This is a genomic window from Terracoccus sp. 273MFTsu3.1, assembly GCF_000383675.1.
In the GTDB taxonomy this organism is placed as follows: domain Bacteria; phylum Actinomycetota; class Actinomycetes; order Actinomycetales; family Dermatophilaceae; genus Terrabacter.
The window spans coordinates 25,169-51,521 of the sequence record NZ_KB911830.1 but is presented as its reverse complement, the minus strand read 5'-3'; the positions used below and the strand labels follow the sequence as shown (position 1 = coordinate 51,521).

At 71.9% G+C, this 26,353-nt stretch carries 29 protein-coding genes; 21 read left to right on the top strand and 8 right to left on the bottom strand.

Annotated features, from left to right (window positions below; genetic code table 11):
* Positions 1–32: 32 nt before the first annotated feature.
* Positions 33–2,363, bottom strand: coding sequence for an RNA degradosome polyphosphate kinase (locus H283_RS0122210; protein WP_020145733.1), 2,331 nt, complete (start codon positions 2,361–2,363; stop codon positions 33–35).
* Positions 2,364–2,407: 44 nt separating this feature from the next.
* Complete coding sequence (gene mshD, locus H283_RS26175) at positions 2,408–3,376, bottom strand: mycothiol synthase (RefSeq protein WP_020145732.1); 969 nt, start codon at positions 3,374–3,376, stop codon at positions 2,408–2,410.
* A gap of 255 nt (positions 3,377–3,631) precedes the next feature.
* Here mshD and H283_RS0122200 point away from each other — a divergent pair, with 255 nt between their 5' ends.
* Positions 3,632–5,401 (top strand): bifunctional UDP-sugar hydrolase/5'-nucleotidase, encoded by a 1,770-nt coding sequence (locus H283_RS0122200; protein WP_020145731.1) that lies wholly within the window; start codon positions 3,632–3,634, stop codon positions 5,399–5,401.
* Positions 5,402–5,513: 112 nt separating this feature from the next.
* Here the strand turns inward: H283_RS0122200 and H283_RS0122195 are convergent, their stop codons facing one another.
* Positions 5,514–6,218 (bottom strand): response regulator transcription factor, encoded by a 705-nt coding sequence (locus H283_RS0122195; protein WP_020145730.1) that lies wholly within the window; start codon positions 6,216–6,218, stop codon positions 5,514–5,516.
* Positions 6,219–6,284: 66 nt separating this feature from the next.
* Between H283_RS0122195 and H283_RS0122190 the strand changes: the two genes are divergently transcribed.
* Together H283_RS0122190 and H283_RS0122185 are read left to right on the top strand one after the other, a co-directional pair.
* Entirely contained in the window at positions 6,285–6,575 is a 291-nt protein-coding gene (locus H283_RS0122190; protein ID WP_020145729.1) for a MoaD/ThiS family protein, read from the top strand.
* A 6-nt stretch (positions 6,576–6,581) separates the two neighbouring features.
* Entirely contained in the window at positions 6,582–7,418 is an 837-nt protein-coding gene (locus tag H283_RS0122185; RefSeq protein WP_020145728.1) for a hypothetical protein, read from the top strand.
* A gap of 70 nt (positions 7,419–7,488) precedes the next feature.
* Here the strand turns inward: H283_RS0122185 and H283_RS0122180 are convergent, their stop codons facing one another.
* Positions 7,489–7,860 (bottom strand): DsrE family protein, encoded by a 372-nt coding sequence (locus tag H283_RS0122180; protein ID WP_020145727.1) that lies wholly within the window; start codon positions 7,858–7,860, stop codon positions 7,489–7,491.
* A 23-nt stretch (positions 7,861–7,883) separates the two neighbouring features.
* Here H283_RS0122180 and H283_RS0122175 point away from each other — a divergent pair, with 23 nt between their 5' ends.
* From H283_RS0122175 to H283_RS0122135, 9 genes are all read left to right on the top strand, one after another.
* On the top strand, positions 7,884–8,381 hold the full coding sequence (locus tag H283_RS0122175; protein WP_020145726.1) for an FABP family protein: 498 nt from the start codon (positions 7,884–7,886) through the stop codon (positions 8,379–8,381).
* 28 nt (positions 8,382–8,409) lie between these two features.
* Positions 8,410–9,453 carry a folate-binding protein YgfZ gene (locus H283_RS0122170; RefSeq protein WP_020145725.1) on the top strand — a complete coding sequence of 348 codons (1,044 nt, stop codon included), beginning with the start codon at positions 8,410–8,412 and terminating at the stop codon, positions 9,451–9,453.
* 35 nt (positions 9,454–9,488) lie between these two features.
* Positions 9,489–10,343 (top strand): 3-keto-5-aminohexanoate cleavage protein, encoded by an 855-nt coding sequence (locus tag H283_RS0122165; protein WP_020145724.1) that lies wholly within the window; start codon positions 9,489–9,491, stop codon positions 10,341–10,343.
* 243 nt (positions 10,344–10,586) lie between these two features.
* Positions 10,587–11,075: a helix-turn-helix domain-containing protein gene (locus tag H283_RS26170; protein WP_020145723.1), complete on the top strand. Its 489-nt coding sequence runs from the start codon at positions 10,587–10,589 to the stop codon at positions 11,073–11,075.
* 1 nt (position 11,076) lies between these two features.
* The gene (locus tag H283_RS0122155) at positions 11,077–12,102 is read left to right on the top strand and encodes a hypothetical protein (protein ID WP_020145722.1); all 1,026 of its coding nucleotides are present in this window, start codon (positions 11,077–11,079) and stop codon (positions 12,100–12,102) included.
* A 107-nt stretch (positions 12,103–12,209) separates the two neighbouring features.
* Positions 12,210–13,202, top strand: a complete 993-nt coding sequence (locus H283_RS0122150; RefSeq protein ID WP_051103720.1) for an asparaginase — start codon at positions 12,210–12,212, stop codon at positions 13,200–13,202.
* A 30-nt stretch (positions 13,203–13,232) separates the two neighbouring features.
* Positions 13,233–13,658: a D-aminoacyl-tRNA deacylase gene (gene dtd / locus H283_RS0122145; protein ID WP_028785830.1), complete on the top strand. Its 426-nt coding sequence runs from the start codon at positions 13,233–13,235 to the stop codon at positions 13,656–13,658.
* An 86-nt stretch (positions 13,659–13,744) separates the two neighbouring features.
* Positions 13,745–14,059 carry a DUF2516 family protein gene (locus tag H283_RS0122140; RefSeq protein WP_020145719.1) on the top strand — a complete coding sequence of 105 codons (315 nt, stop codon included), beginning with the start codon at positions 13,745–13,747 and terminating at the stop codon, positions 14,057–14,059.
* A 75-nt stretch (positions 14,060–14,134) separates the two neighbouring features.
* Positions 14,135–14,599 (top strand): phosphomannose isomerase type II C-terminal cupin domain, encoded by a 465-nt coding sequence (locus H283_RS0122135; protein WP_020145718.1) that lies wholly within the window; start codon positions 14,135–14,137, stop codon positions 14,597–14,599.
* A gap of 123 nt (positions 14,600–14,722) precedes the next feature.
* Here the strand turns inward: H283_RS0122135 and H283_RS27000 are convergent, their stop codons facing one another.
* Complete coding sequence (locus tag H283_RS27000) at positions 14,723–15,658, bottom strand: MEDS domain-containing protein (RefSeq protein ID WP_020145717.1); 936 nt, start codon at positions 15,656–15,658, stop codon at positions 14,723–14,725.
* 151 nt (positions 15,659–15,809) lie between these two features.
* Positions 15,810–16,610: a class I SAM-dependent methyltransferase gene (locus tag H283_RS0122125; RefSeq protein ID WP_020145716.1), complete on the bottom strand. Its 801-nt coding sequence runs from the start codon at positions 16,608–16,610 to the stop codon at positions 15,810–15,812.
* Between the two features lie 146 nt (positions 16,611–16,756).
* Here H283_RS0122125 and mshA point away from each other — a divergent pair, with 146 nt between their 5' ends.
* Genes mshA through H283_RS0122110 form a run of 3 tightly spaced genes read left to right on the top strand, consistent with a single transcriptional unit; the run spans position 16,757 to position 19,382 of the window.
* Positions 16,757–18,076 carry a D-inositol-3-phosphate glycosyltransferase gene (gene mshA, locus H283_RS0122120; protein ID WP_020145715.1) on the top strand — a complete coding sequence of 440 codons (1,320 nt, stop codon included), beginning with the start codon at positions 16,757–16,759 and terminating at the stop codon, positions 18,074–18,076.
* Positions 18,073–18,615 (top strand): YbjN domain-containing protein, encoded by a 543-nt coding sequence (locus H283_RS0122115; RefSeq protein ID WP_020145714.1) that lies wholly within the window; start codon positions 18,073–18,075, stop codon positions 18,613–18,615. The genes mshA and H283_RS0122115 overlap by 4 nt, the downstream gene beginning before the upstream one ends.
* 23 nt (positions 18,616–18,638) lie before the next feature.
* On the top strand, positions 18,639–19,382 hold the full coding sequence (locus H283_RS0122110; RefSeq protein ID WP_020145713.1) for a phosphoglyceromutase: 744 nt from the start codon (positions 18,639–18,641) through the stop codon (positions 19,380–19,382).
* Between the two features lie 72 nt (positions 19,383–19,454).
* Here H283_RS0122110 and phoU read toward each other — a convergent pair whose 3' ends face one another.
* Positions 19,455–20,165, bottom strand: coding sequence for a phosphate signaling complex protein PhoU (gene phoU / locus H283_RS0122105; RefSeq protein ID WP_020145712.1), 711 nt, complete (start codon positions 20,163–20,165; stop codon positions 19,455–19,457).
* A gap of 278 nt (positions 20,166–20,443) precedes the next feature.
* Between phoU and H283_RS0122100 the strand changes: the two genes are divergently transcribed.
* Both H283_RS0122100 and H283_RS0122095 read left to right on the top strand, forming a co-directional pair.
* Positions 20,444–21,787 (top strand): cell wall metabolism sensor histidine kinase WalK, encoded by a 1,344-nt coding sequence (locus H283_RS0122100; RefSeq protein WP_020145711.1) that lies wholly within the window; start codon positions 20,444–20,446, stop codon positions 21,785–21,787.
* A gap of 62 nt (positions 21,788–21,849) precedes the next feature.
* Positions 21,850–22,533: a response regulator transcription factor gene (locus tag H283_RS0122095; protein WP_020145710.1), complete on the top strand. Its 684-nt coding sequence runs from the start codon at positions 21,850–21,852 to the stop codon at positions 22,531–22,533.
* 135 nt (positions 22,534–22,668) lie between these two features.
* On the opposite strand, the gene H283_RS0122090 is transcribed toward H283_RS0122095, so the two are convergent.
* A complete protein-coding gene (locus H283_RS0122090; RefSeq protein ID WP_020145709.1) occupies positions 22,669–23,190 on the bottom strand; it encodes a hypothetical protein in 522 nt (173 codons plus the stop codon).
* Positions 23,191–23,498: 308 nt separating this feature from the next.
* On the opposite strand from H283_RS0122090, the gene H283_RS0122085 reads away from it, so the two are divergent.
* From H283_RS0122085 to ispF, 4 genes are all read left to right on the top strand, one after another.
* Positions 23,499–23,981, top strand: coding sequence for a CarD family transcriptional regulator (locus H283_RS0122085; protein WP_020145708.1), 483 nt, complete (start codon positions 23,499–23,501; stop codon positions 23,979–23,981).
* A 49-nt stretch (positions 23,982–24,030) separates the two neighbouring features.
* Entirely contained in the window at positions 24,031–24,705 is a 675-nt protein-coding gene (gene ispD, locus H283_RS0122080; protein WP_369791905.1) for a 2-C-methyl-D-erythritol 4-phosphate cytidylyltransferase, read from the top strand.
* A 79-nt stretch (positions 24,706–24,784) separates the two neighbouring features.
* The gene (locus tag H283_RS0122075) at positions 24,785–25,579 is read left to right on the top strand and encodes an SDR family oxidoreductase (RefSeq protein ID WP_020145706.1); all 795 of its coding nucleotides are present in this window, start codon (positions 24,785–24,787) and stop codon (positions 25,577–25,579) included.
* A complete protein-coding gene (gene ispF, locus H283_RS0122070; protein WP_020145705.1) occupies positions 25,579–26,076 on the top strand; it encodes a 2-C-methyl-D-erythritol 2,4-cyclodiphosphate synthase in 498 nt (165 codons plus the stop codon). Before H283_RS0122075 ends, ispF begins: the two co-directional genes overlap by 1 nt.
* Positions 26,077–26,353 lie beyond the last annotated feature (277 nt).

Here is a 26,353-nt window from a genome sequence, read left to right as displayed (position 1 = left end):
CGTGCCTCGAGCCGTGCGGCGCGTGTGCCCGGTCAGCGGCGGCGGGCCTTGCGGCGGCGCTTGTCATGGCGCTCGATCAGCTTCTCCTGAAGGTCGTCGAGCGGCTCGCCCGCCTCGGATTGGTGGTGGCGCACCCAGCGGCCGTCAGAGCCGAGGTCCCAGCGCGAGGTGGTCTCGGCGAAGGCGAGGTCGATGAGGTCGGCGAGCTCGACGATGTGACTCGGCTCGACGATGCGCACGAGCGCCTCGACGCGCCGGTCGAGGTTGCGGTGCATCATGTCGGCGCTGCCGATGTAGACCTGCGGGTCGCCGCCGTGGTCGAACCAGAAGACGCGCGAGTGCTCGAGGAAGCGGCCGAGGATGGAGCGCACCCGGATGTTCTCGGACAGGCCCTCGACGCCGGGACGCAGCGCGCAGATGCCGCGCACCCAGATGTCGACCCGGACCCCGGCGATGCTCGCCCGGTAGAGCGCGTCGATGAGCGCCTCGTCGACGATGGAGTTGGCCTTGATGACGATCCGGCCACCCGGTGCGCCGTCGCGGCGCGACTCGTGCAGGTCGATCTCCTCCTCGACGAGGTCGATGAGGCCCGAGCGCACCGACCTGGGGGCGACGAGGAGGCGCTTGAACCGGCTCCGGGGTGCGAAGCCCGACAGCAGGTTGAAGAGGCGCGAGAGGTCCTCGCCGACCTGCGGGTCGGTGGTGAAGAGGCCGAAGTCCTCGTAGACGCGAGCCGTCTTCGGGTTGTAGTTGCCGGTGCCGATGTGGCAGTAGCGCACGAGCCCCTCGGACTCCTGGCGCACGACGAGGCACAGCTTGGCGTGGGTCTTGAGGCCGACGACGCCGTAGACGACGTGGACACCGGCCTGCTCGAGCTGACGGGCCCACGAGATGTTGTTGACCTCGTCGAAGCGCGCCTTGATCTCGACGACGGCAAGGACCTGCTTGCCGGCCTCGGCTGCGTCGATGAGGGCGTCGATGATCGGTGAGTCGCCCGAGGTCCGGTAGAGCGTCTGCTTGATCGCCAGGACCTTCGGGTCGTTCGCGGCCTGCTCGATGAAGGCCTGCACCGACGTCGAGAAGGAGTTGTAGGGGTGCTGGACGAGCACGTCCTTCTGGCGCACGGCGGTGAGCAGGTCGATCGCCTTGGCGCTCTCGGTCGGCGCGAAGTCCGGGTGGGTGCGCGGGAAGAACTTCGGGAACTCGAGATCGCTGCGGTCGACGTCGGCGACGGTGAACAGGCCGCGCAGGTCGAGAGGGGTCGGCAGGCGATAGATCTCCCGGTCGCTGATCTGCAGCTCGCGGGCGAGCATGTCGAGCACCTTGGGGTCGATGTCGTCCTCGACCTCGAGCCGGATCGGCGGACCGAACCGGCGCCGGGTCAGCTCCTTCTCGAGGGCGGTGAGGAGGTTCTCGGCGTCGTCCTCCTCGACCTCGAGGTCCTCGTTGCGCGTGACACGGAAGCTGAAGTGCTCCTGCACGAGCATCCCGGGGAAGAGCTGGTCGAGGTGGCTCGCGATGACGTCCTCGAGCGGCACGAAGCGCTTGCGCACCACCTCGGCGTCGAGGTCCTCCTCGACGAGGATGAAGCGCGGCAGGCTCGGCGGCACCTTGACGCGGGCGAAGTGCTCGCTGCCCGTCTTGGGGTTCTGGAGCAGCACCGCGAGGTTGAGCGACAGGCCGGAGATGTAGGGGAACGGGTGCGCCGGGTCGACGGCGAGTGGCGTGAGGACGGGAAAGACGCGCTCGGCGAAGAAGTAGTGGAGGGGCTCGCGGTCGTCCTCGTCGAGGTCGTCCCAGCGCACGACGAAGATGCCCTGCTCCTCGAGCGACGGGCGCACGTCGTGCTGGAAGACGCCGGCGTGCTGCTGCATCAGCTCGTGCGCGAGGCGGGCGATGCGCTCGATGAGCTCGCGCGGCTCGAGCCCGGCGGCGGTGCGCACGGCCAGCCCGGTGGCGATGCGGCGCTTGAGGCCCGCGACGCGGACCATGAAGTACTCGTCGAGGTTGTTGGCGAAGATCGCCAGGAAGCGGGTGCGCTCGAGAAGGGGCACCGCGGGGTCCATGGCGAGCTGGAGCACCCGCTCGTTGAACTGCAGCCACGACAGCTCGCGCTCGAGGTAGCGATCGGCCGGCAGGTCGTCCTCGTCGTCGCCCTGCGCGCCGGCGCCGACGAACCGTCCGTTGGGGGCGCGGGCCGGGATGCGCCGGTTGGGCACGGTGCTCGTGAACGAGCTGACCTCGGACGGCTCGCCGGCCGACTCCGTCGCACCCTCGGCCTCGGAAGGTTTCGCGTCGCGGGCCTGCGTCGGGGCGACGTCCTGCTCGTCGAGGTCGGTGGAGGTGAGACTGCCGGTGCTCATGCGACCATCGTGGCACCGAAAGGCGACGTGGGGGTGAACTCGTCTCAGCCGACGGCGGGCGAGGAGACCCCGTCCACGCCGCGCACCACTCCTGCCTCGGTCGCCCGGGCGAACTGCCGGTGCACCTCGACGTCCTCGAAGCCGAGGGCGGCGTAGGTGCGCACGGCCGCGACGTTGTCCTCGTCGACGTAGAGCACGACGCGCGCCAGACCGAGCGAGCGCAGGTGCTCCAGGCCGAGCACCGTGACGGCGCGCCCGAGGCCGTGGCCCTGCCGGTCGGGTGAGACGGCCACGACGTAGACCTCGCCGACCTCACCGTCCGGCGGGTCGACCTTGGTCCAGTGCGAGGCGACGAGCACGTCGGGGTCGGCGGCCTCGACGACGAGGACGAGCCCGGCCGGGTCCCACCACGGCTCGGCCATCCGCTGGTCGAGGTCGGCCCGGCGCAGCGAGCCCTGCTCCGGGTGGTGCGCGAAGGCCGCGGCGTTGAGGGCCAGCCACGCGTCCTCGTCACGTCCGGGCTCGAAGGAGCGGACGGCATACCTCGGGTCGAGCGACGCGGCGGGCCACGGGGGCCCGTCGCGGAGCGAGCGGCCCATGACGTGCAGCGAGCGCACCGGCACGAGCCCGGTGGCGCGGGCGAACGCCGTGGCGGCGTCGGCCGCCGCTCCCGTCGCGTGGCTCCAGAGGCGTATGCCGTCCGGCAGGCTCGCGAGCAGCGCCGTGCCCACGCCGGACCGGCGCGACCCCGGCGCCACGACGAGCTCGCCCGACGGTGGTCCCTCGCCCGAACGCGACTGGGCGTAGCCGACGAGCGCCCCGTCCGGTCCGAGCGCGAGGAGGTGGCCGACCCCGTCGTGCTCGCGGGACCGCACGGACAGGCGGAACTGCTCCGAGAGCGGCTGCGACCCGTCTGCGGTGGCGGCCTCCGCCGCCAGCGCGAGGACGGCGGCGGACTCGTCCGGGGTGAGCGGGTGCGTCGTGTCGCGCAGGGCGACGGTGGGGCGCGGCATACCGCGATTCCACCACAACGGCCCGGCGCGGGACTCCCGCCTGTCGCCCGCTCCGGCTAGGGTCCCGTCAGGGCTCGGGGGCCCTGCACGCAGCTCACGGCACCGGTCCGGCACTCGAGCCGGCTCCGGGGCACCTGCCCGTGCGAGCAGTTCACAACATCGTCATGCAGCAAGCCCCTCCAGGCACCCTCCGGGCACTAGCCTCCCGTGGGTGCCGATGGGCACGCGATCCACACCGCTGATCAAGGGGAAGACATGTCCCGTACCACCCGCCGCATCACGGGCGTCGCCGTCGCAGGGATCTGCGCCGCGGCCCTCGCGGCACCGGCCCTCGCCGCACCCACCGCGGGGCCCGACACGAGCAAGGCCCCGGGCAAGACGCAGTTCCCGATCCAGATCCTGTCGTTCAACGACTTCCACGGGAACCTCGAGCCCCCGTCGGGCTCGAGCGGCCGCATCCAGACAGGTCCGACGAGCGCCGACACGACCAACGTCGGCGGCGTCGAGTACCTCGCGACCCACCTCAAGCAGGCCCGCGTCGGCCACGCCAACACCGTCACCGTCGCCGCCGGCGACATGGTCGGTGCCTCCCCGCTGCTGTCGGCGGCCTTCCACGACGAGCCGACGGTCGAGGCGCTCAACAGCCTCGGACTCGACATCACGGCCGTCGGCAACCACGAGTTCGACGAGGGCTACAAGGAGCTCCAGCGCCTCCAGAACGGCGGCTGCATCGACGACGGCGACGGCGCGAACAACCAGAACTCCTGTGCCGACCACACGTTCACGGGCGCGAAGTTCCAGTACCTCGCCGCCAACGTCCTCGAGAAGGCCACGGGCAAGACGATCCTGCCGCCCTACGCGGTCAAGACGTTCAACGGCGCCAAGGTCGGCTTCATCGGCATGACGCTCAAGGACACGCCGTCCATCGTCACGGCCTCCGGCGTCGCCGGCCTCGAGTTCACCGACGAGGTCAAGACGGCCAACGCCCTCGTCCCGGTGCTCAAGGAGCAGGGCGTCAACGCGATCGTCGTGCTCATCCACCAGGGCGGCAACGTCCCGTCGTCGACGCCGTACGACTTCACGTGCCAGGGCGGCGGCACGCTGTCGGCCAACTCGCCGATCATCCCGATCGCAGAGGGTCTCGACCCGGCCATCGACATGATCATCTCCGGCCACACGCACCAGCCCTACGTGTGCAGCCTGCCCGACCCGGCCGGCAAGCCGCGCCTCATCACGTCCGCCTCGTCGTTCGGCCGCCTCTTCAACGAGACGAACGTGACCTACGACCGTCGCACGAGCGACATCGTGCGCCCGACGACCGCCGACTCGCGCAACATGCTCGTGACGCGGACCGTCGCCAAGGACGCCGCCGAGACGGCCCTCATCGCCAAGTACAAGGAGCTCGTCAAGGCGATCGCGACGAAGGTCATCGGCCAGCTCACCGTCCCGCTCGTGAGCCGCACGGCCAACGCCGCCGGTGAGTCGCCGCTCGGTGACCTCATCGCCGACGCCCAGCTCGCCGACACGTCGGTCATCCCGGCCGGCGGCACCCCGCCGGTGATGTCGTTCATGAACGCCGGAGGCATCCGCGGCGACCTCGTCGCCGACGCCAACGGGAACGTCACCTACGAGGCCGCGTTCACGGTCCAGCCGTTCAACAACTACCTCGTCTCCATGGACCTCACGGGGGCGCAGGTCATCGACGTGCTGAACCAGCAGTTCATCAACTCGGCGGGCAACCCGGCGCGGCCGTACGTCCTCGCGACGAGTGCGGGCCTGACCTACACCCACAACCGGGTCACGGTCTCGAACGTCAAGCTCAACGGTGTGGCCATCAACCCGGCCGCGACCTACCGCATCGTCACGAACAACTTCCTGTCCGACGGTGGTGACGGCTTCCCGGCCTTCCGCACCGGCGCCAACAAGTACTTCGGTGGGCTCGACATCGACGCCTTCGCGAACTACCTCACCAAGAAGTCGCCGTACACCCCCGGCGTCCTCGACCGCGTCACCTACACCCCGTGACCGTCTGACGCGTCAGCCGTGAACGGCGAGACGGCCCGGCTCCTCGTGGAGCCGGGCCGTCTCTCGTCCCCCATGGCGTATGCGGGTGGCGCGTCCCGTGCGGAGGGTCGGCTCAGGCGTCGGCGGGCTGCGCGGCCTGGGCCTCGCCGCGGTCGGGGACGAGGCGGTAGCCGACGTTGCGGACCGTCCCGATGAGGGCCTCGTGATCGGGCCCGAGCTTGGCGCGGAGCCGGCGCACGTGCACGTCGACGGTGCGGGTGCCGCCGTAGTAGTCGTAGCCCCAGACCTCCTGGAGCAGCTGGGCACGGGTGAAGACCCGCCCCGGGTGCTGCGCGAGGTACTTGATGAGCTCGAACTCCTTGTACGTCAGGTCGAGCGGGCTGCCGCGGAACTTCGCGGAGTAGGAGGCCTCGTCGATGACGAGCTCGCCCGAGGTGATGGGCAGGTCGAGGTCGGCGTCGTCGTCCTGGCCCTTCGTCATGGCGAGGCGCAGGCGGGCGTCGACCTCGGCGGGTCCTGCGGTGTCGAGCAGCACGTCGTCGAGTCCCCACTCCGCCGTGAGACCAGCGAGGCCGCCCTCGGTGAGGACGGCCAGCAGGGGGGTGCCGATCCCCGTCGTGCGCAGCACCCGGCACAGGGAGCGTGCGCTCGCCAGCTCCCGCCGCGCATCGATGATGACGACGTCGCAGTCGGGCGAGTCGACGAGGGCGGTGGCCTCGGCGGGCAGGATGCGCACCGTGTGGCTCAGCAGTCCGAGGGCAGGCAGCACCTCGGCGCTGGGGGCCAGCGCGTTGGTGAGCAGCAGCAGTCGGGCCATCTCATGCAGGATAGGCGAGACTGGTCACCAGCGGATGGGACCGCACCAACGATGAGACGGAGTGAGATGGCCCCGAGTGGACCCGAGTCGCGCACGGTCGGGACGCCCGGGCCGGCCGTCGCGACCGTCACCGTGCGCTACTGGGCCGCGGCCCGTGCGGCGGCCGGCGTGGACAGCGAGGCGCGCACCGGTGCGACGGTGGGGGAGGTCGTCGACGCGGCCGTCGGCGACCACCCCGACCTCGCCCGGGTGGCGCGCGTCGCGAGCTTCCTGCTCGACGGGCGCAAGGTCGGCCGCGAGGCGCGGGTGACCGACGGCGGCACCGTCGAGGTGCTGCCGCCGTTCGCGGGCGGGTGATGCACAATGGCCCCCGTGCCTGAGGACAACGCGGCTCTCCGCGAGCCCGGTCCCGACGCCTCCGACTCCTCGGTGGCCGCCGGGTCGCTCCGCCTCCCGCTGTCGCCCGCCGGCGCCGACCGGATCCGCTGGGTCAGCGTCATGGCCACGCTCGTGGCCGCCGTGGCCCTCCTCGTCGCCCAGGGCACGGGGTATGCCGCCACGCTCGGTGTGACGCTCGCGCTCGCTCTCGCCGTCGCTTGGGGCTGGCCGCTCCTGACCGGGTCGTGGACGCCGGCGGCGACGACCGTCGTGCTCGCCGTCGCCTCCGTCGCGATCGTGCTCAGCGCGCTGCGCCAGGACCTGCTCTGGGTCCCGGCCGCCGTGGCCTTCGGCATCCTGCTCGCCTTCTCGGGCCAGCTCGTCCGTCGCACGGGCCGTGAGGGGCTCGTCCTGACGCTGCTCTCGTCGTTCGGCGGCCTCGTCGTCGTCGCGTCCGGCACCACGGCGGTCGTCGCCGCCAACAGCGACCGGGGCCAGACGGTCGCGGTCGTGGCCATGGCCGCCGTCGGGGCGGCCGTCGTCACCGACCTGCTCGTCGGGGTGCGTGGCGCGACGCCGTTCCTCGGTTTCGTGGCGCTCGCGGCGGCGGTGCTGGCAGCGCTCGTCGCCTCACGCGGCTCCGAGGTCAGCACCCTCGAGGCGCTGGGGATCGGTGCCGCCGTCGGCACCGTGTCGTGGTCCTTCCGCCGGGTGCTCGCGCTGCAGCCGGCGATGCTGACGGTCCGGGGCCAGGTCGGGGCCGGAGCCGGGTCGGTGCTCGCCGTGGGCGCCCTCGTCCACCTCTTCTCCGTCCTCACCTGACCGTCCCCAACCGTCGAGCGTCGAGAGGCCCGTTCTGCGGGGTCGACGGTGCGACGGGGAGGGCCGTGGGTCAGTAGACGAGGGCCTGGGCGCCGGGCGCCATGACCTCCTCGACGAAGACCGCGGCTCCCTTGACGACCGCACCGTCGACGAGCTGGTCCTGCGACAGCTCGCGCCGGGCGGCGCACTGCGTGCAGACGGTGAGCCGGCCACCCGCGAGCACGGCGTCGCGCAGCTCGACGAGCGGGGCGGCATACGGCAGCTCGAACTCCTCGGCGCGTCCGGGGACGGCCATCCACGTCGACTCGCCCGTGAGCCACAGCGACACGTCGACGCCGCTCGCGACGGCCGTCGCCGCGACGGTGAAGGCCTGCGAGAGGCGCTCGGGAGCCTCGGTGCCGGCGGTGATCTTGACGACGAGCGAGCGTGCGGGGGTGTCCATGGGATCAGGCTACGATCGGGCGCATGTTCAACCTCGACCAGGACATCCCGGAGCCGCTGCGACCCCTCGCCTGGCTCATCGGTCGCTGGGAGGGCGCGGGCGTCGTCGGCTACCCGACGATCGAGTCCGCGCACTTCGGCCAGGAGGTCGAGGTGACGCACGACGGGCGTGGCTTCCTCAAGTGGGAGAGCCGGGCCTGGATCCTCGACTCCGAGAACGGCGCCAAGGTGCGCCCGGCGGCCGTCGAGTCCGGCTTCTGGCGCCCGCTCGAGAACGGCGAGGTCGAGCTGCTCCTCGCGCACCCCACCGGCATCCTCGAGCTCTACTACGGCAAGATCGAGCCGGCCAAGATCCAGCTCAAGACCGACGGCGTCCTGCGGGCCCCGGGAGCCAAGGAGTACAACGCCGCGACGCGCATGTACGGCCTCGTCGACTCCAACCTCCTCTGGGTCATGGACATGGCCGCCGTGGGCCAGGAGCTCCAGAGCCACGTGTCGGCCACCCTCAAGTGCGTGGAATGAGGTGGACGCCGCGAGCGTTCCACCGGGCATGAGCGACCTGGAGCTGCCGACCCGCCCGACGACGAGGAGCCCCCTGTTGTCGCGACCGGGTGCCGTGGCCGGCGAGGGCCTCGAAGCGGGGGTCGCCCTGCACCACGGTGACCCCATGCGTGAGCAGCGCCTCCTCGAGGAGGGCCTCGCGGTCGTCGACCTCTCGCACCGCGACGTCGTCACCGTCACCGGACCCGACCGGCTCAGCTGGCTCCACTCCCTGACGACCCAGCACCTCCTCGGCCTCGATCCGCGCCAGTCGCGCGAGGCCCTCATCCTCAGCCCCAAGGGCCACGTCGAGCACTCGCTGCACCTCGTCGACGACGGCGCGACGACGTGGATCACGACCGAGCCCGGCGCCGGTCCGGCCCTGGTCGAGTGGCTCGACAAGATGCGCTTCATGCTGCGCGTCGATGTCGCCCTCGTCACCGACGACTGGGCCGTGCTCGGTGAGCCGCACGCCAGCGAGTCCGTCGACGGCGAGCCCCTCGCATGGCGCGACCCGTGGCCCGACCTCGTCGGCGACACGACGGCATACGGTCCCGTCGACGGGCACCCCGGATCCGAGCGCGCCTGGCGCGAGGTCCTGGTCCCGCGTGCGGATCTTGTTGCGGCCGTGGGGGATCGGCCACTGGCCGGCCTCTGGGCCGCCGAGGCGCTTCGCATCGCCGCCTGGCGTCCCCGCCTCGGCCTCGAGACCGACCACCGCACGATCGTCCACGAGCTCGACTGGCTGCGCACCGCGGTGCACCTGCAGAAGGGCTGCTACCGCGGCCAGGAGACCGTGGCGCGCGTGCACAACCTCGGTCGACCGCCGCGCCGCATCGTCTTCCTCCACCTCGACGGCTCGGGCCACGTCCTGCCGGCGCAGGGGAGCGAGGTCCGGGCGGGCGACCGCGTCGTCGGACGGGTCACCTCCGTCGGTCGCCACCACGTCGACGGGCCCATCGCCCTCGCCGTCATCAAGCGCAACACCGACCCGACCCTCGAGCTGCTCGTCGACGACCTCTCGGCCGCGCAGACGACGATCGTCGCCCCCTGACCGACGGCGCTCCGGGCGCTGGCAGGATGTGCGGCATGAGCACCGCACGCACCGCCGCGAGCACCCTGATCACCGTCGCGCCCACGGGCGCCGAGACCGCCAAGTCGGACGTCGCCGCGCTGCCGACGACACCGGAGGAGCTCGTCGAGACCGCGGTCGCGTGCGAGCGCGCGGGCGCGGCCCTGATCCACATCCACGTGCGCGACCGCGAGCACCAGCCGACGCTCGAGCCGGCCTTCCTCAAGGAGGCCGTCGACGGTGTCCGTGAGGCCACCGACCTCATCGTCCAGCTCTCGACCGGCGGCTCCATCACCGACCCGCTCGAGAAGCGCCTCACCGTCCTCGACGCCGACCCCGACTCGTGCTCGCTGACGTGCGGCACGACGAATTTCGGCGACGGCGTCTTCCTCAACCCGTGGGGCTTCATGGTCGACCTCTACCGCCAGGCCCAGGAGCGTGAGGTCGTGCCGGAGTTCGAGCTCTTCGAGCTCGGCCACGTGCACGCGCTGCGCCGCCTCATCGACGAGTGCGGCCTGCCCTACGGCGGCAAGGTCCACGTCGACTTCGTCACCGGCGTGCCGGGGTCGATGCCGGGCACCCCGCAGGCGCTCCTCGCCGGCGTCGCGATGCTCCCTCCCGAGGTGACGAGCTGGTCGGCCACCGGCATCGGGCGCGCGCACCTGCCGATCGTCGCGGCCGCCCTGTCGGCCGGCGGTCACCTCCGCGTCGGCATGGAGGACAACCTCATGTACGCCAAGGGCCGCCCGGTCGCGCACAACAGCGAGCTGGTGGCGCGCGCCGCCGAGATCGCCACGGTCATGCAGCGCCCCCCGATGACGACGACGGAGGCCCGAGAGGCCCTGTCGATCAAGGACCGTCGCCCCCGCTGACCCGCTGACCCGCTCACCAGCACACCCGCTGACCACTCACCATCAGACCTGCAGACCCGCCCGGACCGGCCGCCGTTTCGCGCGCTTCGGGCCTGAGCGCGCGAAACCTCGCTCAGGCGCGCGACATCTTCCGCGCCTGGTGCACCGATCGCGCGCTCCAGGCATGAGCGCGCGAAACGATGTGGGCGGGGTCACGCTGCCCAGAGTTTGCATTCTGCTTGCTGTAGTTAGCACAATGGAGGCATGAGCAAGCTTCCGCTACCCGACCTCGGGGCCTACTTGCGCGAACAGCGCGAGAGCGCCCAGCTGTCGCTGCGGCAGCTCGCCGAGATGGCCGGCGTCTCCAACCCCTACCTGTCGCAGATCGAGCGCGGGCTCAAGCGCCCGAGTGCCGAGATCCTGCAGCAGATCGCCAAGGGGCTGCAGGTCTCGGCCGAGTCGCTCTACGTCCGGGCCGGCATCCTCGACGAGCGGGTCGCCGACGACCCTGCCGCCGTGCCCGACGTCCTCTCCGCCATCGCGGTCGACCCGGTCCTGACCGACCGGCAGCGCGCGGTGCTCGTCGACATCTACGTGTCGTTCGTCGGCGAGGTCGAGACGACACCCGAGACCACCCCGCCTCCAGCACGCCCACCCCGCCCAGCGCGTACGCCGGCTGCAGCACCTCGCCGGCGCCCGTCGCGCAGCACGACCGCTGCCGCGACCCCCGAGCTCAACGAGAAGGAGAACTGAGATGGCACTCAGCAAGAAGATCACCAAGGCCGTCAAGGACGCCCAGAAGCAGGCCGAGGCTGCCGTCGCCGACGTGCGCGGCCAGCTCGTCCAGGTCGAGGGCCGCATGCCCGAGGTCCAGGTCGACCCGACGCCGTTCTACGCCGTCGTCGGCGCCGCGAACATCGCGATCGACACCGTCCGCACGGCGGGCGAGCAGCTCGAGGTCGCGCGCAAGCAGGCCAAGGGCGTCGACCTGCGCAAGGGTGCCAAGAAGGAGGCCGACCAGATGCAGAAGGACCTCCAGAAGCGCATCATCGACCTCCAGGGCCGCACCACCGAGCTCCAGAAGCTCGCGACGACGTATGCCGAGCGCTTCGTCACGCGGGCCCAGGACCTCCCGGCGCGCGTCCTCAACGAGGGCCTCGTCATCGCGAGCAACGCCAAGGACCAGTACGACGCCGCTGCGGCGCGTGGTGAGAAGGTCGTCACCGACCTGCGCGCCCAGGGTGAGCGCACGGCGTTCGGCCTCGCCGAGCGCGGCACCGCCACGGTGACCCGTGGTCGCCGCGTCGCCGAGACCGCCGTGAGCGAGGGTGAGAAGGTCGCCAAGACCCTCAAGGGCGCCGTCGTCAAGGACGCCTCGAAGCTCGGCTCGCAGGTCTCGGCCTCGGTCGACGCCGTCGAGTCGGCCGCCGCGCCGGTCCCGGCCAAGCGCACCGCCGCGCACCAGACGGCGATCCGCAAGTCGGCGGCCCAGAAGTCCGCGGCGACGCGCAAGGCCAACGAGGTCGAGGCCACGACGACCCGCAAGGTCGCTGCCCGCAGCTCGGCCACGACCGACGACCCGCAGGCCACGGTGGCCCGCAAGGTCGCCCCGGCCAAGAAGGCGGCCAAGAAGACGGCCACCAAGACGGCCACGAAGACGGCCGCGGCGACCAAGAGCGCGACGAAGACCGCCGCCAAGAAGGCCACGCCGGCCAAGAAGACGGCCCAGAAGGCCTCGACCACCACGAGCACGACGTCGACCTCGACGCCGAGCGCCTGACCGGTCTCGCCCTCGGCCCGGGTCCACCCGGCGCCACAGGACGACAGGGCCGCCACCCCGCACCCGGGGTGGCGGCCCTGCTGCGTCGCTCCGGCATACTGCGGGACGTGTCCCACCTCCTCGCCCCGTCCTCCACCCACGTCAGCGCGGCCCTCGCCGACGCCCCGGTCGTCGCGCACGTCGTCCGGGCCGGCTTCGTCGAGTCGGTGCACCACGGCACGGCCGTCGTCACCGCCCCCGACGGCACCGTCGAGCTCGAGGTCGGCGACTCGAGCGGTGCGGTCTTCCCGCGCAGCTCGAGCAAGCCCCTCCAGGCGCTCGCGATGGTCCGCAACGGACTCGCGAACGACGGCCGCCTCCTGTCGCTCGCGTGCGCGAGCCACTCGGGCGAGGACTTCCACGTCGCGGCGGCCCGCGAGATCCTCGCCGGCGCCGGGCTGACGGAGGCCGACCTGCAGAACACCCCCGACTACCCGTATGACGAGTCCGCCCGCATCGGCTGGATCTCGAGCGGTCGCCCGCGGCAGTCGGTCGCGCAGAACTGCTCGGGCAAGCACGCCTCGATGCTCGCGACGTGCGTCGTCAACGGGTGGGACCTCGCGACCTACCGTGATCCCGAGCACCCGCTCCAGGTGGCCGTCGCCGAGACGGTGCGTGAGCTGACCGGCGCCGAGCCGAGCGCCGTCGCCGTCGACGGGTGCGGCGCACCGATCCATGCCGTCCCGCTCCGCGCCCTCGCGCTGGCGTTCGGCCGGCTCGCCGCGGCCGCCGAAGGCCCGGAGGCCCGGGTCGCGACGGCCATCCGGGACTTCCCGGAGTACCTCGGCGGCACGCACCGTGACGTCACCGCCCTGATCCGCGGCGTCGACGGACTCATCGCCAAGGACGGCGCCGAAGCCGTCTACGCGGTCGGGCTGCCCGACGGCCGCGGCATCGCCGTCAAGGTGGCCGACGGCTCGTCGCGCGCCCGCAGCGTGCTGCTCGCCGCGGTGATGCGACGCATCGGCGTCGGCAGCGACGACGTCCTCGCCGTGCTCGAGAACCAGCCGGTGCTCGGCCACGGACAGCCCGTCGGTTCCGTCGTCGCCGTCGGCGTCTGAGCCGGCTCGAGCCGGGTCCGTGAGGTCGAGATGAGGGCGGTGCTCCAGCGCGTGACGAGCGCGCGGGTCGAGGTCGACGGCGAGGTCGTCGGCGCCATCGACCGTCCCGGTCTGCTGGCCCTCGTCGGCGTCACCCACGACGACGGGCCCGATCAGGTCGAGCGGATGGCCCGCAAGATCGCCGAGCTGCGCATCCTGCGCGACGAGGCGAGCCTCACCGACGCCGGGGCGCCCGTCCTCGTCGTCAGCCAGTTCACGCTGCACGCGGACACCCGCAAGGGTCGCCGTCCCTCGTGGAGCGCGGCCGCACCGGGGGCGGTGGCCGAGCCGCTCGTGGCCGACCTCGTGACGGCGCTGCGGGGGAGGGGCATCGAGGTCGAGACCGGTCGGTTCGGCGCCATGATGCAGGTGTCGCTCGTCAACGACGGCCCCTTCACCCTCGTCGTCGACGCCTGATCCGCGCGCCCGGGCGTTCGACGGCGGCGGAGTCTGGGAATCCGCTGGGAGGGGTCGCGCGACCGTCGCCGGGTTACGCTTCCTCCATGCAGCTGTACTCGGGGTTCCAGAACGTCGTCCTCCTCGTGCTCGGAGTCGTCGCGCTCGGGTGCGAGGCCTTCGCGTTCGTCGACGCGCTGCGCCACCCCGAGAAGGCCTACGTCGCCGCCGGCAAGCGCACGCGGACCTTCTGGCTCGTGCTGCTCGGGGTCGCCCTCGCGATCGGCTTCGTCACGCTCTTCAACCCGCTCAGCCTCTTCGGTCTGCTCGCCTTCGTCGGTGCCGCCGTCTACCTCGCCGACGTGCGCCCCGCGCTGCGGCAGGTCAGGGGCATCGGGGGGCGCTCGAACACCGGGTGGTGACCCTCACGCGCCCGCTCGGGACACCGGGCCCTCCGCGTACGGCACACTGGTGCACTCACAACCGATAGGAGAACCATGTCCGACCAGCAGCCTGCTGCTGCCGTCGTCGACCACGAGCTCGACGCCCACCAGCACCAGCACGTCTCGTCGCCGCGTCACACCGCGGACGAGTACGACCTGGGCAACCGCAACCCGACCGAGGACATCTTCGTCGCCGAGCGGCCGTGGGGCGAGTTCCAGCAGTTCGTCTCCAACGAGCAGGTCACCGTCAAGATCATCACGGTGCAGCCCGGTCACCGGCTCTCCCTCCAGCGGCACGACCACCGCGGTGAGATGTGGCAGGTCCTCGACGTGCCGATCGACGTCACCGTGGGCGACCGGACGTGGAGCGCCCAGCCGGGCGAGACGGTCTGGGTCCCGCGCAACTCGATCCACCGCATGGGCAACTCCGGCGAGCACCCGGGCCGGCTGCTCGAGGTCGGTTTCGGCCACTTCGACGAGTCGGACATCGAGCGCCTCGAGGACGACTACGTCCGCTGAGGACGCACGCAGCACGACACAGACGCACGTATGCCGCCGGGCCCGGCCCGGCGGCATACCGCTGTCCGGGGACGGTCGGCGGCGACGGACGTCGTGCCGGACGCACCTCGGCTCCGGGCGGACTCAGCCGGCGCGTGACCGTGTCGGGTCGAGCAGCAGCTCGGCCCACACGACCTTGCCGCCGGGCACGGGGCTGTAGCCCCAGCGCGCGGACAGCGCCGCGACGATGTCGACGCCTCGTCCGCTGATGTCGTCGGCCTCGGCGGTGCGGCGCTCGAGCGGCGCTCGGGCTGCGTCCTCGACGCCGATCCGCAGGCCACCCCGACGCCGGTCCACCAGGGCCCGGAACGGGGAGGCCGCATGCGTCACGGCGTTGGTCGCGAGCTCGGAGACGATGAGGGCCGCGTCTGCCGTGAGGCTGTCGTGGCCCCACGCCTTGAGGACGTCGACGACGAAGTGCCGGGCGGCGGGCACCGAGCTGGCCGTCGGCAGGTACACGCGGGAGCACGCGTGGCCTAGGGAGAGCTGGGCGCCGTCGGTCGAGGACGAGCCGTCGACCGGCATGAGGTCGGTGTGCAGGTCGCAGACCCGGCGGACGTCGACGAGCTCGGCGTGGTCGAAGACGCCGGTCGGGTAGGCACACAGGAGGGAGAAGTCGTAGTCGCGCAGCAGCTGGTTCCAGAGCAGCTCGAGGCTGATGGCCTCCTCGATCTGGCCCCGCTGCCAGAGCAGGGCGACCATCTCGCCGAAGGCGCGGATCGGCCGCCCCGCCGCGGAGGCCTCGGTGACAACCTCGTCGACACGGCGCATGAACAGGTCGGCGTCCAGGTGTCCGTCGACGACCAGCTCGGCGAGCGTCTCCTCGGCGTCCAGGGTGAGGTAGCGGCCGGAGGCCGCTTGCGAGGCGGGGTCGTGACCGAGCGCCACCAGCAGGGTCTCGACGGCCGCGCGGTGCGGTCCGGTGGCCACGAGGACGACGCACTCGTCACCAGCCCACCCGTCCGCGACGAATCGCGCGACGGCGCCGAAACCCTCACTGTCGAGCGTGTAGAAACTCACTGCATGACCTCGCCCCCACGCGGCCATGCCGCCGTGCGACATGGTGCCGATGCTACGCCGACGTCGCAGCCGCGAGCGGCTTGCGCTACCTGTGAGTCACGAGGATCGGAGACGCCACGGGACAAAGGTCCGCAAACCTCCCGGACCTCGCTCAGCGGTCGAGCGGCGCCACGGCGGCCCAGTCGACGGTGAGCTCGCCCAGCCGCCAGCGCGAGGGTCCGTCGAGCAGTGGCCAGCGCTCGCGGACCTCCGTCGCGGCGGCGAGGAAGCGCTGACGCGCCCCCCACGACGACTGGGGCGCGCTGCGGGCCCACGCCCGGTCGAGGTCGGCGAGGAACGCATGAACCGGTTCGCCCGGCACGTTGCGGTGGATGAGGGACTTGGGCAGTCGCTCGGCGACGTCGGACGGGCGTTCGAGGCCGCCCATGCGCAGCGAGATCGTCAGGCTGACGGGCCCGCCCTCGTCCACGGCGACCCAGGACGCGCGCCGGCCGATCTCGTCGCACGTGCCGTCGACGAGGAGCCCGCCCGGCGCCAGGCGCTCCTGGACGAGGGCCCAGGCGGCCGGCACCTCGTCCTCGGCGTACTGCCGCAGCACGTTGAAGGCGCGCACGACCGTGGGGCGCTCGCCGTCGTCGAGCGGCACCTCGAAGCCGCCGAGCCGGAACGTCAGGCCGTCCCGCTCGAGGGGCTTGCCGGCGGCGACCCGGGCCGGATCGATCTCGATGCCGACGACCCGCACGTCTGGGCGCACCTGCCGCAGCCGGTCGTACAGCTCGACCGCCGTGATGGGTGAGGCGCCGTAGCCGAGGTCGACGACGACCGGGGGCGTCGGGCTGCGCCGGAGGCGCCACGCCTGCGGTCCGGCGATCCACCGGTCGCACCGCCTCAGCCGGTTCGGGTTGGTCGTCCCACGGGTCACGGTGCCGACGGGGCGCTGGCGTGGGGGCACCTGCGCAGCCTAGCCAGCGCCGTCGACCACGGTCGGCTGCCGGTCAGAGGTCTTCCGCTGTCTCCGGCCGCCGCGGAATACATCGAATCGCACGTGTGGTTGAGTCGAGGAAGAGCGTGACGAGCAGCAGCGCGCAGGACGAAGGGATGCCGATGGCGGTCGATCCGAGACGGGTGGCGATGATCAGCGTCCACACCTCGCCCCTCGAGCAGCCCGGCACGGGCGACGCCGGCGGGCTCAACGTCTACGTCGCCGAGACCGCGAAGGAGCTCGCCGCGCGCGGGATCGAGGTCGACATCTTCACCCGCCGCACCACCGGCGCGACGCCGATCGAGTCCGAACTCGTACCGGGCGTGCGCGTGCGCCACGTGACCGCGGGCCCCTACGAGGGCCTCGCCAAGGAGGACCTGCCGGGCCAGCTCTGCGCCTTCTCCGCCGGCATCATGCAGGCCGGGCTCTCGGTCCCCGAGGACCACTACGACCTCGTCCACTCGCACTACTGGCTCTCGGGCCAGGTCGGCTGGCTCGCGGCGGACCGCTGGCGCGTCGCGCTCGTCCACACGATGCACACGATGGCGCGCGTCAAGAACCTCCACCTCGCCGAGGGCGACCCGCCGGAGCCTCGCGGCCGCGAGATCGGTGAGGTCCAGGTCGTCGAGGCGGCCGACCGCCTCATCGCCAACACCCAGGACGAGGCCCGCGAGCTCATCGAGCTGTATGCCGCCCCGCCGGCCAAGGTGTCCGTCGTCCCGCCGGGCGTCGACCTGACGACCTTCACCCCCGGGGACCGGGGCGAGGCCCGCCGTGCCCTGGGGCTGCCCGTCGACGGTCAGCTGCTCCTGTTCGTGGGGCGCATCCAGCCGCTCAAGGCACCTGACGTGCTGCTCCGGGTCGCCGGCGAGCTGCTCCACCGCGACCCCTCCCGCCGCGACCGCCTCACGGTGGCCGTCCTCGGCGGCCCGAGCGGCAGCGGCCTCACCCGCCCCCACGAGCTCGAGGAGCTGGCCCGCTCGCTCGGCATCGACGACGTCGTCCGCTTCGTGCCACCGGTCGACCGCCAGGTCCTCGCGCAGTGGTACCGCGCCGCCGACCTCGTCCTCGTGCCGAGCCACTCCGAGTCCTTCGGTCTCGTCGCCATCGAGGCCCAGGCCTGTGGCACCCCGGTCGTCGCCGCGCACGTCGGCGGCCTCCCGACCGCGGTCGGCGACGCCGGTGTCCTCGTCGACGGCCACGCGACCCCCGACTGGACCGACGCCGTCGAGTCTCTGCTGCGCGACCACTCGCGCCGCCTCGCGCTGGGCTCGGCCGCGGTCGCGCACGCGGCGCAGTTCGGCTGGGGAGCGACCACCGACCGGCTCCTCGAGGTCTACCGGCAGGCGATGCGTGAGCGGGCCGACGGCGGCAACGAGTCGCCCATCGACGAGGGCCAGAGCCTCGTCGGCGTCCCGACGGCGGTCATCCCGTGAGCGCCGAGCCGCAGGAGGCCACCCCGGCCGACGACTCACCGGGCGCGGCCGCGGAGGCCCGCCTCACGGCATACCTCGACTCGGTCGGGCTCGAGTGGGAGCTCGGCGGGCGCCCGGGGGAGTACGTCGTCACGCTGCCCGGCGAGAAGAAGCTCAAGACCGTCGTGTCGGTGCTCGTCCGCGACCGCACGACGAGTGTCAGTGCCTTCGTCATCCGCAACCCGGACGAGAACCACGAGGCGTTCTATCGCACCCTGCTGCGCAAGAACCTGAAGCTGCAGGGCGTCGCCTACGCCGTCGACACCGACGGCGACGTCTACCTGCGCGGCGAGGTGCCGACCGTCGCGGTGGAGCCCGAGCACCTCGACCAGCTCTTCGGGATCGTCCTGTCGGCGAGCGACGACGTCTTCAACGAGCTGCTCGCGCTCGGCTTCCTCGGATCGATGCGCAAGGAGTGGGCCTGGCGCGTCTCGCGCGGCGAGTCGACGCGCAACCTCGACGCCTTCCGTCACCTGCTGGACGACGGCTCGGATGCGTGATCGGCCGTCGCTAGGCTGGCGCCATGACCTACACGCTCGTCCTCGTCCGCCACGGCGAAAGCGACTGGAACGCCAAGAACCTCTTCACCGGGTGGGTCGACGTCGACCTCACCGACAAGGGCCGCGCCGAGGGTGTGCGCGCCGGCGAGCAGCTCAAGGCCGCCGGCATCCTGCCCGACATCGTGCACACCTCGCTCCTGCGCCGGGCCATCACGACCGCGAACCTCTCGCTCGACGCGGCGGACCGCCACTGGATCCCCGTCAAGCGCGACTGGCGCCTCAACGAGCGCCACTACGGCGCGCTCCAGGGCAAGGACAAGAAGCAGACCCTCGAGCAGTACGGCGAGGAGCAGTTCATGCTGTGGCGCCGCTCCTACGACGTGCCGCCGCCCCCCATCGAGGCGGACGACGAGTTCTCGCAGCACGGTGACGCCCGCTACGCCGGCCTCGGTGCGGCGATGCCCGCGACGGAGTGCCTCAAGGATGTCGTGACCCGCCTGATGCCCTACTGGGAGAACGAGATCCAGAACGATCTCGCCGACGGCCTGACCGTCATGGTCGCCGCCCACGGCAACTCGCTCCGCGCGCTCGTCAAGACGCTCGACGACATCTCCGACGACGACATCGCCGGCCTCAACATCCCGACCGGCATGCCGCTCGTCTACGAGCTCGACGAGTCGTTCCGCCCGGTCACCCCGGGTGGGCGCTACCTCGACCCCGAGGCCGCTCGCGCCGCCGCGGAGGCCGTCGCCAACCAGGGCCGCTGACCCGCCCAGTCGTCGAAAGGCCACGAACCGGAGCCCGGTTCGTGGCCTTTCGACGTCTGGAGGCCGTGAGGGTCAGGCGTCGTGCTCGATGGCCTCGAGCACGTCGGCGTCCTCGGCGTCCTCGTGGTCGTAGCTGACCTCGGAGTCGTACTCACCCGTGACGAGGTAGATGACGCGGCGAGCGACCGACACGGCGTGGTCGGCGAAGCGCTCGTAGTAGCGGCCGACGAGCGTCAGGTCGAGGATCGAGCTGCGCGACCACGACGTGTTCTCGTCGAGCAGGGCGGCGAAGAGCTCACGGTGGAGGTCGTCCATCGCGTCGTCGTCCTTCTCGAGCGCGATGGCCGCGGCGACGTCCTTGCTCGCGATGATCGACCCGCACTTGGCGACGATCGACTCGGCGACCTGGCCCATCTGCAGGATGTGCGAGCGCAGCTCCGGCGGCACCGCCGAGTCGGGCGTGCGCAGGCGGGCGACCTTGGCCACGTGACGGGCGAGGTCGCCCATCCGCTCGAGGTCGGAGCTCATGTGCATCGCCGTCACGACGATGCGCAGGTCGGTGGCCACGGGCTGCTGGCGGGCCAGCAGGTCGATCGACAGCTCGTCGAGCTCGATGCGGATGTCGTCGAGCTTGCGGTCGGCCTCGATGACCGACTCCGCGAGGTGGACGTCGGCGTCGAGGAGCGCGGTCGTGGCGCGGGAGATGGCCGACCCCGCGAGCCGGGTCAGCTCGACGAGCTGGTCCGAGATCGTGTCGAGGTCCTCGTGGAACTGGTCGCGCATGGTCTTCCTGTCAGTTGCCGGTCGTGCGTGGTCGTGCGTGGTCGTGCGTTGCCGTCCGCACCGGGGTGCCGTGCGGCGCCGCCGTGTCGGGAGCCAGCCTGCCACTCGCGACGCGCGCGGGACGGCATACGTTCGCGGTGGCACGTCCCCCGCTGGTGCAGAGGTTGGCAGGGCTTCGTGAATGGGTGGGGACGCGAAGGTGAACAGTGGGTTCGCCGTGCGCACGAGCGTGTCCCGCGTGGTCCGAGTCTGTCGCGGTGATGCGTACGCTGAGTGGCGTGGACCCGACGACAGCGGCAACGCTCGGTGGAATCGCCGGCCTCGCCCTGGGCGGCGTGGCGATGGTCGCCGTGCGCCTGTCGGACCGCTCGGCGGCGGCCGAGATGCCCCTGCCGCCCGCCGCGCCGCTGCCCCCCGGCGTCGGCGAGGTCATCGCGGTGCTCCGCTCGAGCGGCATCCTCGTCGACTCCTCCGACCGGGTCGTCAACAACTCACCCGCCGCCGTCGCCCAGGGCCTGGTGCGCGGCCAGGAGCTCGTCCACCCGGAGCTGCTCCACCTCGCCCGCGCCGTACGCCGCGACGGTGTCATCCGCGAGGCCGAGCTGACCCTGCAGAAGGGCATCGGCGACGGCCGTCTCGTCGTCGCGGCCCGGGTCGCACCCCTCGGCGCCGACCACGTGCTCCTCCTCGTCGAGGACCGCTCCAAGGCGGCCCGCGTCGAGGAGATCCGCCGCGACTTCCTCGCCAACGTCAGCCACGAGCTCAAGACCCCCGTCGGCGGCATCTCGCTGCTCGCCGAGGCCGTGCTCGACGCGCACGACGACCCGGAGGCGGTCGCCCGCTTCGCCAAGCGGATCAGCGTCGAGTCCGAGCGGCTGACGCGCCTCGTCAAGGAGATCGTCGAGCTCTCGCGCCTCCAGGGCGCCGACGTCATCAAGGACCCGACGGTCATCGACGTCGGGGCGTGCGCGCGCGACGCCGCCGACCGCAGCCGCCTCATCGCCGACGAGCACCGCATCGAGATCGTGACGGCCATCGACGATGGCTGTGAGGTGTGGGGTGACGCCGAGCTCGTGACCACCGCCATCAGCAACCTCGTCGGCAACGCCATCGCCTACTCCGACGGCGGCACCCGCGTCGGCGTCATGGTGCGTCGAGGTCGCCCCGGTGTCATCGACGTCTCCGTCACCGACCAGGGCCTCGGCATCGCTCCCGACGAGCAGCAGCGCATCTTCGAGCGCTTCTACCGCGTCGACACGGCCCGGTCGAGGGCCACCGGCGGCACCGGGCTCGGCCTGGCCATCGTCAAGCACGTCGCCGACAACCACGGGGGCAACGTGTCGGTGTGGTCCGAGCCGGGGCGAGGGTCGACGTTCACCATCGAGCTGCCCGCCGCCAACGCCTCCGCAGCGATCGCGCCGGCCGATCCGACGACGTATGCCGCCCTCCCGCCGTCCGAGCCCGACGTCCCGTCCGAGGCCACGTCCGAGGCCACGACCGACGCCACGACCGACGCCACGACCGAGGTCGCGGCCGAGGTCCCCGTCGACGCCGAGCGGCACGCCGCGCCCGAGGCCGAGCCGTCCCGCGGCTCCGGCCCGACCCCGTCCGTCAACGCCTAGTCACGTCCCCACTGCCCGAGCAGCGCACCAGTCCCACGCTGCCCGACCACGAGAGGCCCGTAGTGAGTCGCATTCTCATCGTCGAGGACGAGGTGTCGTTCTCCGACCCGCTGTCCTACCTGTTGAAGAAGGAGGGCTACGACGTCGCCGTGGCCGAGACCGGGCCCGACGGCCTGGCCGAGTTCGACAAGAACGGCGCCGACCTCGTCCTGCTCGACCTCATGCTGCCCGGCCTCTCTGGTGTCGACGTGTGCCGTGCGCTCCGCCAGCGATCCTCGGTGCCGGTCATCATGCTGACCGCCAAGGACAGCGAGATCGACAAGGTCGTCGGCCTCGAGATCGGTGCCGACGACTACGTCACCAAGCCCTACTCGAGCCGTGAGCTGCTCGCGCGCGTCAAGGCCGTGCTGCGTCGCCTCGCCGAGCCGGAGGACCTGCTGCCCTCGACCCTCGAGTCGGGACCGGTCCGTATGGACGTCGAGCGCCACACCGTGAGCGTCCAGGGGCGGTCCGCGTCCCTGCCGCTCAAGGAGTTCGAGCTGCTCGAGATGCTGCTGCGCAACTCCGGTCGGGTCCTGACCCGCATGCAGCTCATCGACCGGGTCTGGGGCAGCGACTACGTCGGCGACACGAAGACGCTCGACGTCCACGTCAAGCGCCTGCGCGCGAAGATCGAGCCCGACCCGGCCAACCCCGTGCACATCGTCACCGTGCGTGGGCTCGGCTACAAGTTCGAGGCCGGCTGAGCCGACGGGTGCCCAGGGCACGGCGCCCGGCTGGCCTCGCGCCCGTGAGTGCAGCAGAAGGGCCACGTCTCGCGACGAGACGTGGCCCTTCTGCTGCGCATTGACGAACGGGGAGCGGTCCCCGATCGGCGGGGCTCAGCTTCCCGTGGGTGCCGGCGTCACCGTGGCGTAGTAGCCGCTCGCCGTGAGCACGGGCACCTTGACGACGGTGGTGCCGCCGGTGCTCGACGTGATGGTGACGGGGACGAGACCGCCCGGCTTGGTCTTGACGTCGGTCAGCTGCAGACCCTTGCCGGCGAGGTTCACCTGCTCGCGCGGGCCGAGCTGCACCTCCGAGCCGGTGGGGGCGCTCGTCGCGTTGGGGTCGGCCTGAGGAGCGATCTGGACCGTCATGTCCTGCTCGCCGAGGTTGATGGCCGAGCCGGAGATCACGACCGTCCCGGTGCCGTCACCGACGAGCGCGAGGTCGCGCACGGCGAGCTGGCCCACGTCGGCGGGGACGCCGTCGGCCGGCACGTACGGGGTGTTGGTCTGGACGGGCGAGTTGACCTGGCAACCGGTCGTCACGACGGCGAGGGCGACACCGGCGAGCACCGACGACACCCGGCGGGTGGACGGGCGACGCGCGGGGGTCAGGGCGGGGTATCGACGCTTCACGGGCGACAGCCTACCGGCGTGCGACTCGTCGGACCCGTGCACCCGCCGTCACGGCTCGGCGGGGCCCCCGAGCCGACGTCGGCCGCGGCTCCGACGCGCTGATGACAGGCCGTCGACGGAGGTCTCGGGCGCGCTGAACCGTCCCCGAAGGACTCCCGCGAAGCATGCCGAACGGCGTTCTGTCAAGACGTCACAAATCGCGTCCCGGGCCTCGACTGTGGCTCTGACCTGCACAGATGCCAGATCCTGAGATCGCGATGTGCACAGCTTCGTGATAATCTGGAGGTCGCGAAAGGGGAAAACAGCAGATGGTTTTCAAGGTCGGCGAGACGGTCGTGTACCCCCACCACGGGGCTGCACTCATCGAAGAGATCAACACACGCACGATCAAGGGAGAGGACAAGCTCTACCTCAAGCTCAAGGTCGCCCAAGGTGACCTGACGATCGAGGTCCCCGCCGAGAACTGCGACCTCGTGGGTGTCCGCGACGTCGTCGGCAAGGAAGGCCTCGACCGCGTTTTCGAGGTGCTCCGCACGCCGCACACCGAGGAGCCGACCAACTGGTCGCGTCGCTACAAGGCGAACCTCGAGAAGCTCGCGTCGGGTGACGTCATCAAGGTCGCCGAGGTCGTGCGTGACCTGTGGCGTCGTGACCAGGACCGCGGTCTGTCAGCCGGCGAGAAGCGCATGCTCGCCAAGGCCCGCCAGATCCTCGTCTCCGAGCTCGCGCTCGCGGAGAAGACGAACGAGGAGAAGGCAGAGACCATCCTCGACGAGGTCCTCGCTTCCTGATCAGGGCAGCACACTGAACAACGAGACCGGAGCCGGTCGCGTCGGCGTCATCGTCGTCGCGGCCGGCTCCGGCTCGCGTCTGGGGGCAGGTCTTCCCAAGGCGTTCGTGCCCCTCGCCGGGGTGCCCCTGCTCGGGCACGCCCTGCGGGAGGTCCTGTCGTGCGCCGCGGTCGCCCAGGTCGTCCTCGTCGTCCCCGACACCCACCGAGCCCAGGCCGAGGAGCTCACCGATGGCGTATGCCGTGAGCTCGGGTCCGGGGCGACCGTGACCGTCGTGCCGGGCGGGGCCGAGCGGGGCGACTCCGTCGCTGCCGGTCTGCGGGTGCTCGGCGACGACATCGACATCGTCCTCGTCCACGACGCCGCCCGGTGCCTGACCCCGGTCGAGGTCTTCGACCGTGTGGTCGACGCCGTCACGGCCGGGGCCGTGGCCGTCGTGCCCGGCACCGCGGTCGTCGACACGATCAAGCAGGTCGACGGCGAGGGCTACGTCGTGGGCACCCCCGCTCGCTCGGGCCTCCGGGCGGTGCAGACGCCCCAGGGCTTCCGCCGTGACGTCCTCGAGCGTGCCCACGCCGTGTCGAGCGACGCCACCGACGACGCCGGGCTCGTCGAGCGGCTGGGGGAGCGGGTCCTTGTCGTCGAGGGCGACCCCCGCGCCCTCAAGGTGACGACCCGGTCCGACCTCGAGACCGCTACCCGCCTCCTCACCGAGACCCCCTGACCCCACCCGGTTCGATGTGTCCCCGCGGCCTATGGACCACGCCGATACATCGACCCGCGCAGCGCCTATCCTCGGCAGCGTGACGGACCAGACGGCTGACCAGACCCGACCTCTCGCGCTCATCACCGGGGGCGGCACCGGCATCGGCGCGGCGATCGCACGGCGGTTGTCGCGCGACGGCTTCGAGGTCGTCGTCGCCGGCCGTCGCCGCGAGAAGCTCGCCGACGTCGTGGCCGCCATCGAGGGCGCCGGCGGCAGCGCCCTGGCGCTCGTCATGGACGTCACCGACCCGGCGTCGGTGGACGAGGGCGTCGCGTCGCTCGGCCGGTGCGACGTCGTCGTCAACAACGCCGGCGGCGCGCTCGGGGTGACCCGCGTCGAGGACGGTGACCCCGAGGAGTGGGAGCGGATGTTCGCCACGAACGTCGTGGGGACCCTGCGCGTCACCCAGGCCGTGCTGCCGCTCCTGCGGCGCTCCTCCCGCGCCACGATCGTCGACATCAGCTCGATCGCCGGTGAGCGCGTCTACGAGGGCGGCGCGGGCTACGTCGCGGCCAAGCACGGCACGTCCGTCGTCTCCGAGACCCTGCGGCTCGAGCTCAACGGCGAGAACATCCGCGTCGTCGACATCCGGCCCGGCATGGTGCACACCGAGGAGTTCTCGCTGACTCGTCTCCACGGCGACCGGGCCGCGGCCGACAAGGTGTACGACGGCGTCGACCGTCCACTCGTGGCCGACGACGTCGCGGAGTGCGTCGGATTCGTCGTCGGGCTGCCGCAGCACGTCAACATCGACACGATGGTCGTCAAGCCGGTCGCGCAGGCCGCCCCGCACAAGATCCACCGCGGCCCGATCGACTGGAAGGACGCCTGATGACGTCGATCCCGCGCGTCGGGGTGGGCGTCGACGTCCACGCATACGCCCCCGAGGGCTCCGACCGCGAGCTGTGGGTGGCCGGGCTGCACTGGCCGGGGGAGCGGGGTCTCGACGGCCACTCGGACGCGGACGTCGCGGCCCACGCTGCCTGCGACGCGATCTTCTCGGCGGCCGGGATCGGTGACCTCGGCGCGCACTTCGGCACCTCGCGTCCCGAGCTCGCCGGAGCCTCGGGCGTCACCCTGCTCGCCGAGGCAGCGAGGCTGGCCCGCGCGGCCGGCTACGAGATCGGCAACATCGCCGTCCAGGTCGTCGGCAACCGGCCCAAGGTCGGCACCCGCCGTGTCGAGGCCGAGACGGCTCTCTCCGCTGCGGCCGGCGCGCCGGTCTCGGTCAGCGGCACGACGACCGACGGCCTCGGCCTCACCGGTCGGGGCGAGGGGGTCGCCGCCGTCGCCACCGCCCTCGTCGTCCCCACCCTCCCCGTCGAGTGAGCGCTCCGCCCCAGTCGAGTGAGCGCTCCGCCCCAGTCGAGTGAGCGCCCCGCACCGACGGGCTACAGGCGTACCCGCCCGCTGTGACCGGGCGCTCACTCGTGTGGGACCACGCGCTCACTCGTGTGTGGCTACGCGCTCACTCGTGTGGGACCACGCGCTCACTCGTGTGGGACCACGCGCTCACTCGTGTGGGACTGGGCGCTCACTCGAGGGGATGGGAGGCCGCCCGCGGGGAGCGGGGGCGGCGTCTGTCAGGATCGAGGGTGACCGCAGG

Excerpts from the sequence above, each read along its gene's own strand:
- H283_RS0122210 (WP_020145733.1), bottom strand. The coding sequence starts at position 2,363 with ATGAGCACCGGCAGTCTCACCTCCACCGACCTCGACGAGCAGGACGTC.
- mshD (WP_020145732.1), bottom strand. The coding sequence starts at position 3,376 with ATGCCGCGCCCCACCGTCGCCCTGCGCGACACGACGCACCCGCTCACC.
- H283_RS0122200 (WP_020145731.1), top strand. The coding sequence starts at position 3,632 with ATGTCCCGTACCACCCGCCGCATCACGGGCGTCGCCGTCGCAGGGATC.
- H283_RS0122195 (WP_020145730.1), bottom strand. The coding sequence starts at position 6,218 with ATGGCCCGACTGCTGCTGCTCACCAACGCGCTGGCCCCCAGCGCCGAG.
- H283_RS0122190 (WP_020145729.1), top strand. The coding sequence starts at position 6,285 with ATGGCCCCGAGTGGACCCGAGTCGCGCACGGTCGGGACGCCCGGGCCG.
- H283_RS0122185 (WP_020145728.1), top strand. The coding sequence starts at position 6,582 with ATGGCCCCCGTGCCTGAGGACAACGCGGCTCTCCGCGAGCCCGGTCCC.
- H283_RS0122180 (WP_020145727.1), bottom strand. The coding sequence starts at position 7,860 with ATGGACACCCCCGCACGCTCGCTCGTCGTCAAGATCACCGCCGGCACC.
- H283_RS0122175 (WP_020145726.1), top strand. The coding sequence starts at position 7,884 with ATGTTCAACCTCGACCAGGACATCCCGGAGCCGCTGCGACCCCTCGCC.
- H283_RS0122170 (WP_020145725.1), top strand. The coding sequence starts at position 8,410 with ATGAGCGACCTGGAGCTGCCGACCCGCCCGACGACGAGGAGCCCCCTG.
- H283_RS0122165 (WP_020145724.1), top strand. The coding sequence starts at position 9,489 with ATGAGCACCGCACGCACCGCCGCGAGCACCCTGATCACCGTCGCGCCC.
- H283_RS26170 (WP_020145723.1), top strand. The coding sequence starts at position 10,587 with ATGAGCAAGCTTCCGCTACCCGACCTCGGGGCCTACTTGCGCGAACAG.
- H283_RS0122155 (WP_020145722.1), top strand. The coding sequence starts at position 11,077 with ATGGCACTCAGCAAGAAGATCACCAAGGCCGTCAAGGACGCCCAGAAG.
- dtd (WP_028785830.1), top strand. The coding sequence starts at position 13,233 with ATGAGGGCGGTGCTCCAGCGCGTGACGAGCGCGCGGGTCGAGGTCGAC.
- H283_RS0122140 (WP_020145719.1), top strand. The coding sequence starts at position 13,745 with ATGCAGCTGTACTCGGGGTTCCAGAACGTCGTCCTCCTCGTGCTCGGA.
- H283_RS0122135 (WP_020145718.1), top strand. The coding sequence starts at position 14,135 with ATGTCCGACCAGCAGCCTGCTGCTGCCGTCGTCGACCACGAGCTCGAC.
- mshA (WP_020145715.1), top strand. The coding sequence starts at position 16,757 with ATGCCGATGGCGGTCGATCCGAGACGGGTGGCGATGATCAGCGTCCAC.
- H283_RS0122110 (WP_020145713.1), top strand. The coding sequence starts at position 18,639 with ATGACCTACACGCTCGTCCTCGTCCGCCACGGCGAAAGCGACTGGAAC.
- phoU (WP_020145712.1), bottom strand. The coding sequence starts at position 20,165 with ATGCGCGACCAGTTCCACGAGGACCTCGACACGATCTCGGACCAGCTC.
- H283_RS0122085 (WP_020145708.1), top strand. The coding sequence starts at position 23,499 with ATGGTTTTCAAGGTCGGCGAGACGGTCGTGTACCCCCACCACGGGGCT.
- ispF (WP_020145705.1), top strand. The coding sequence starts at position 25,579 with ATGACGTCGATCCCGCGCGTCGGGGTGGGCGTCGACGTCCACGCATAC.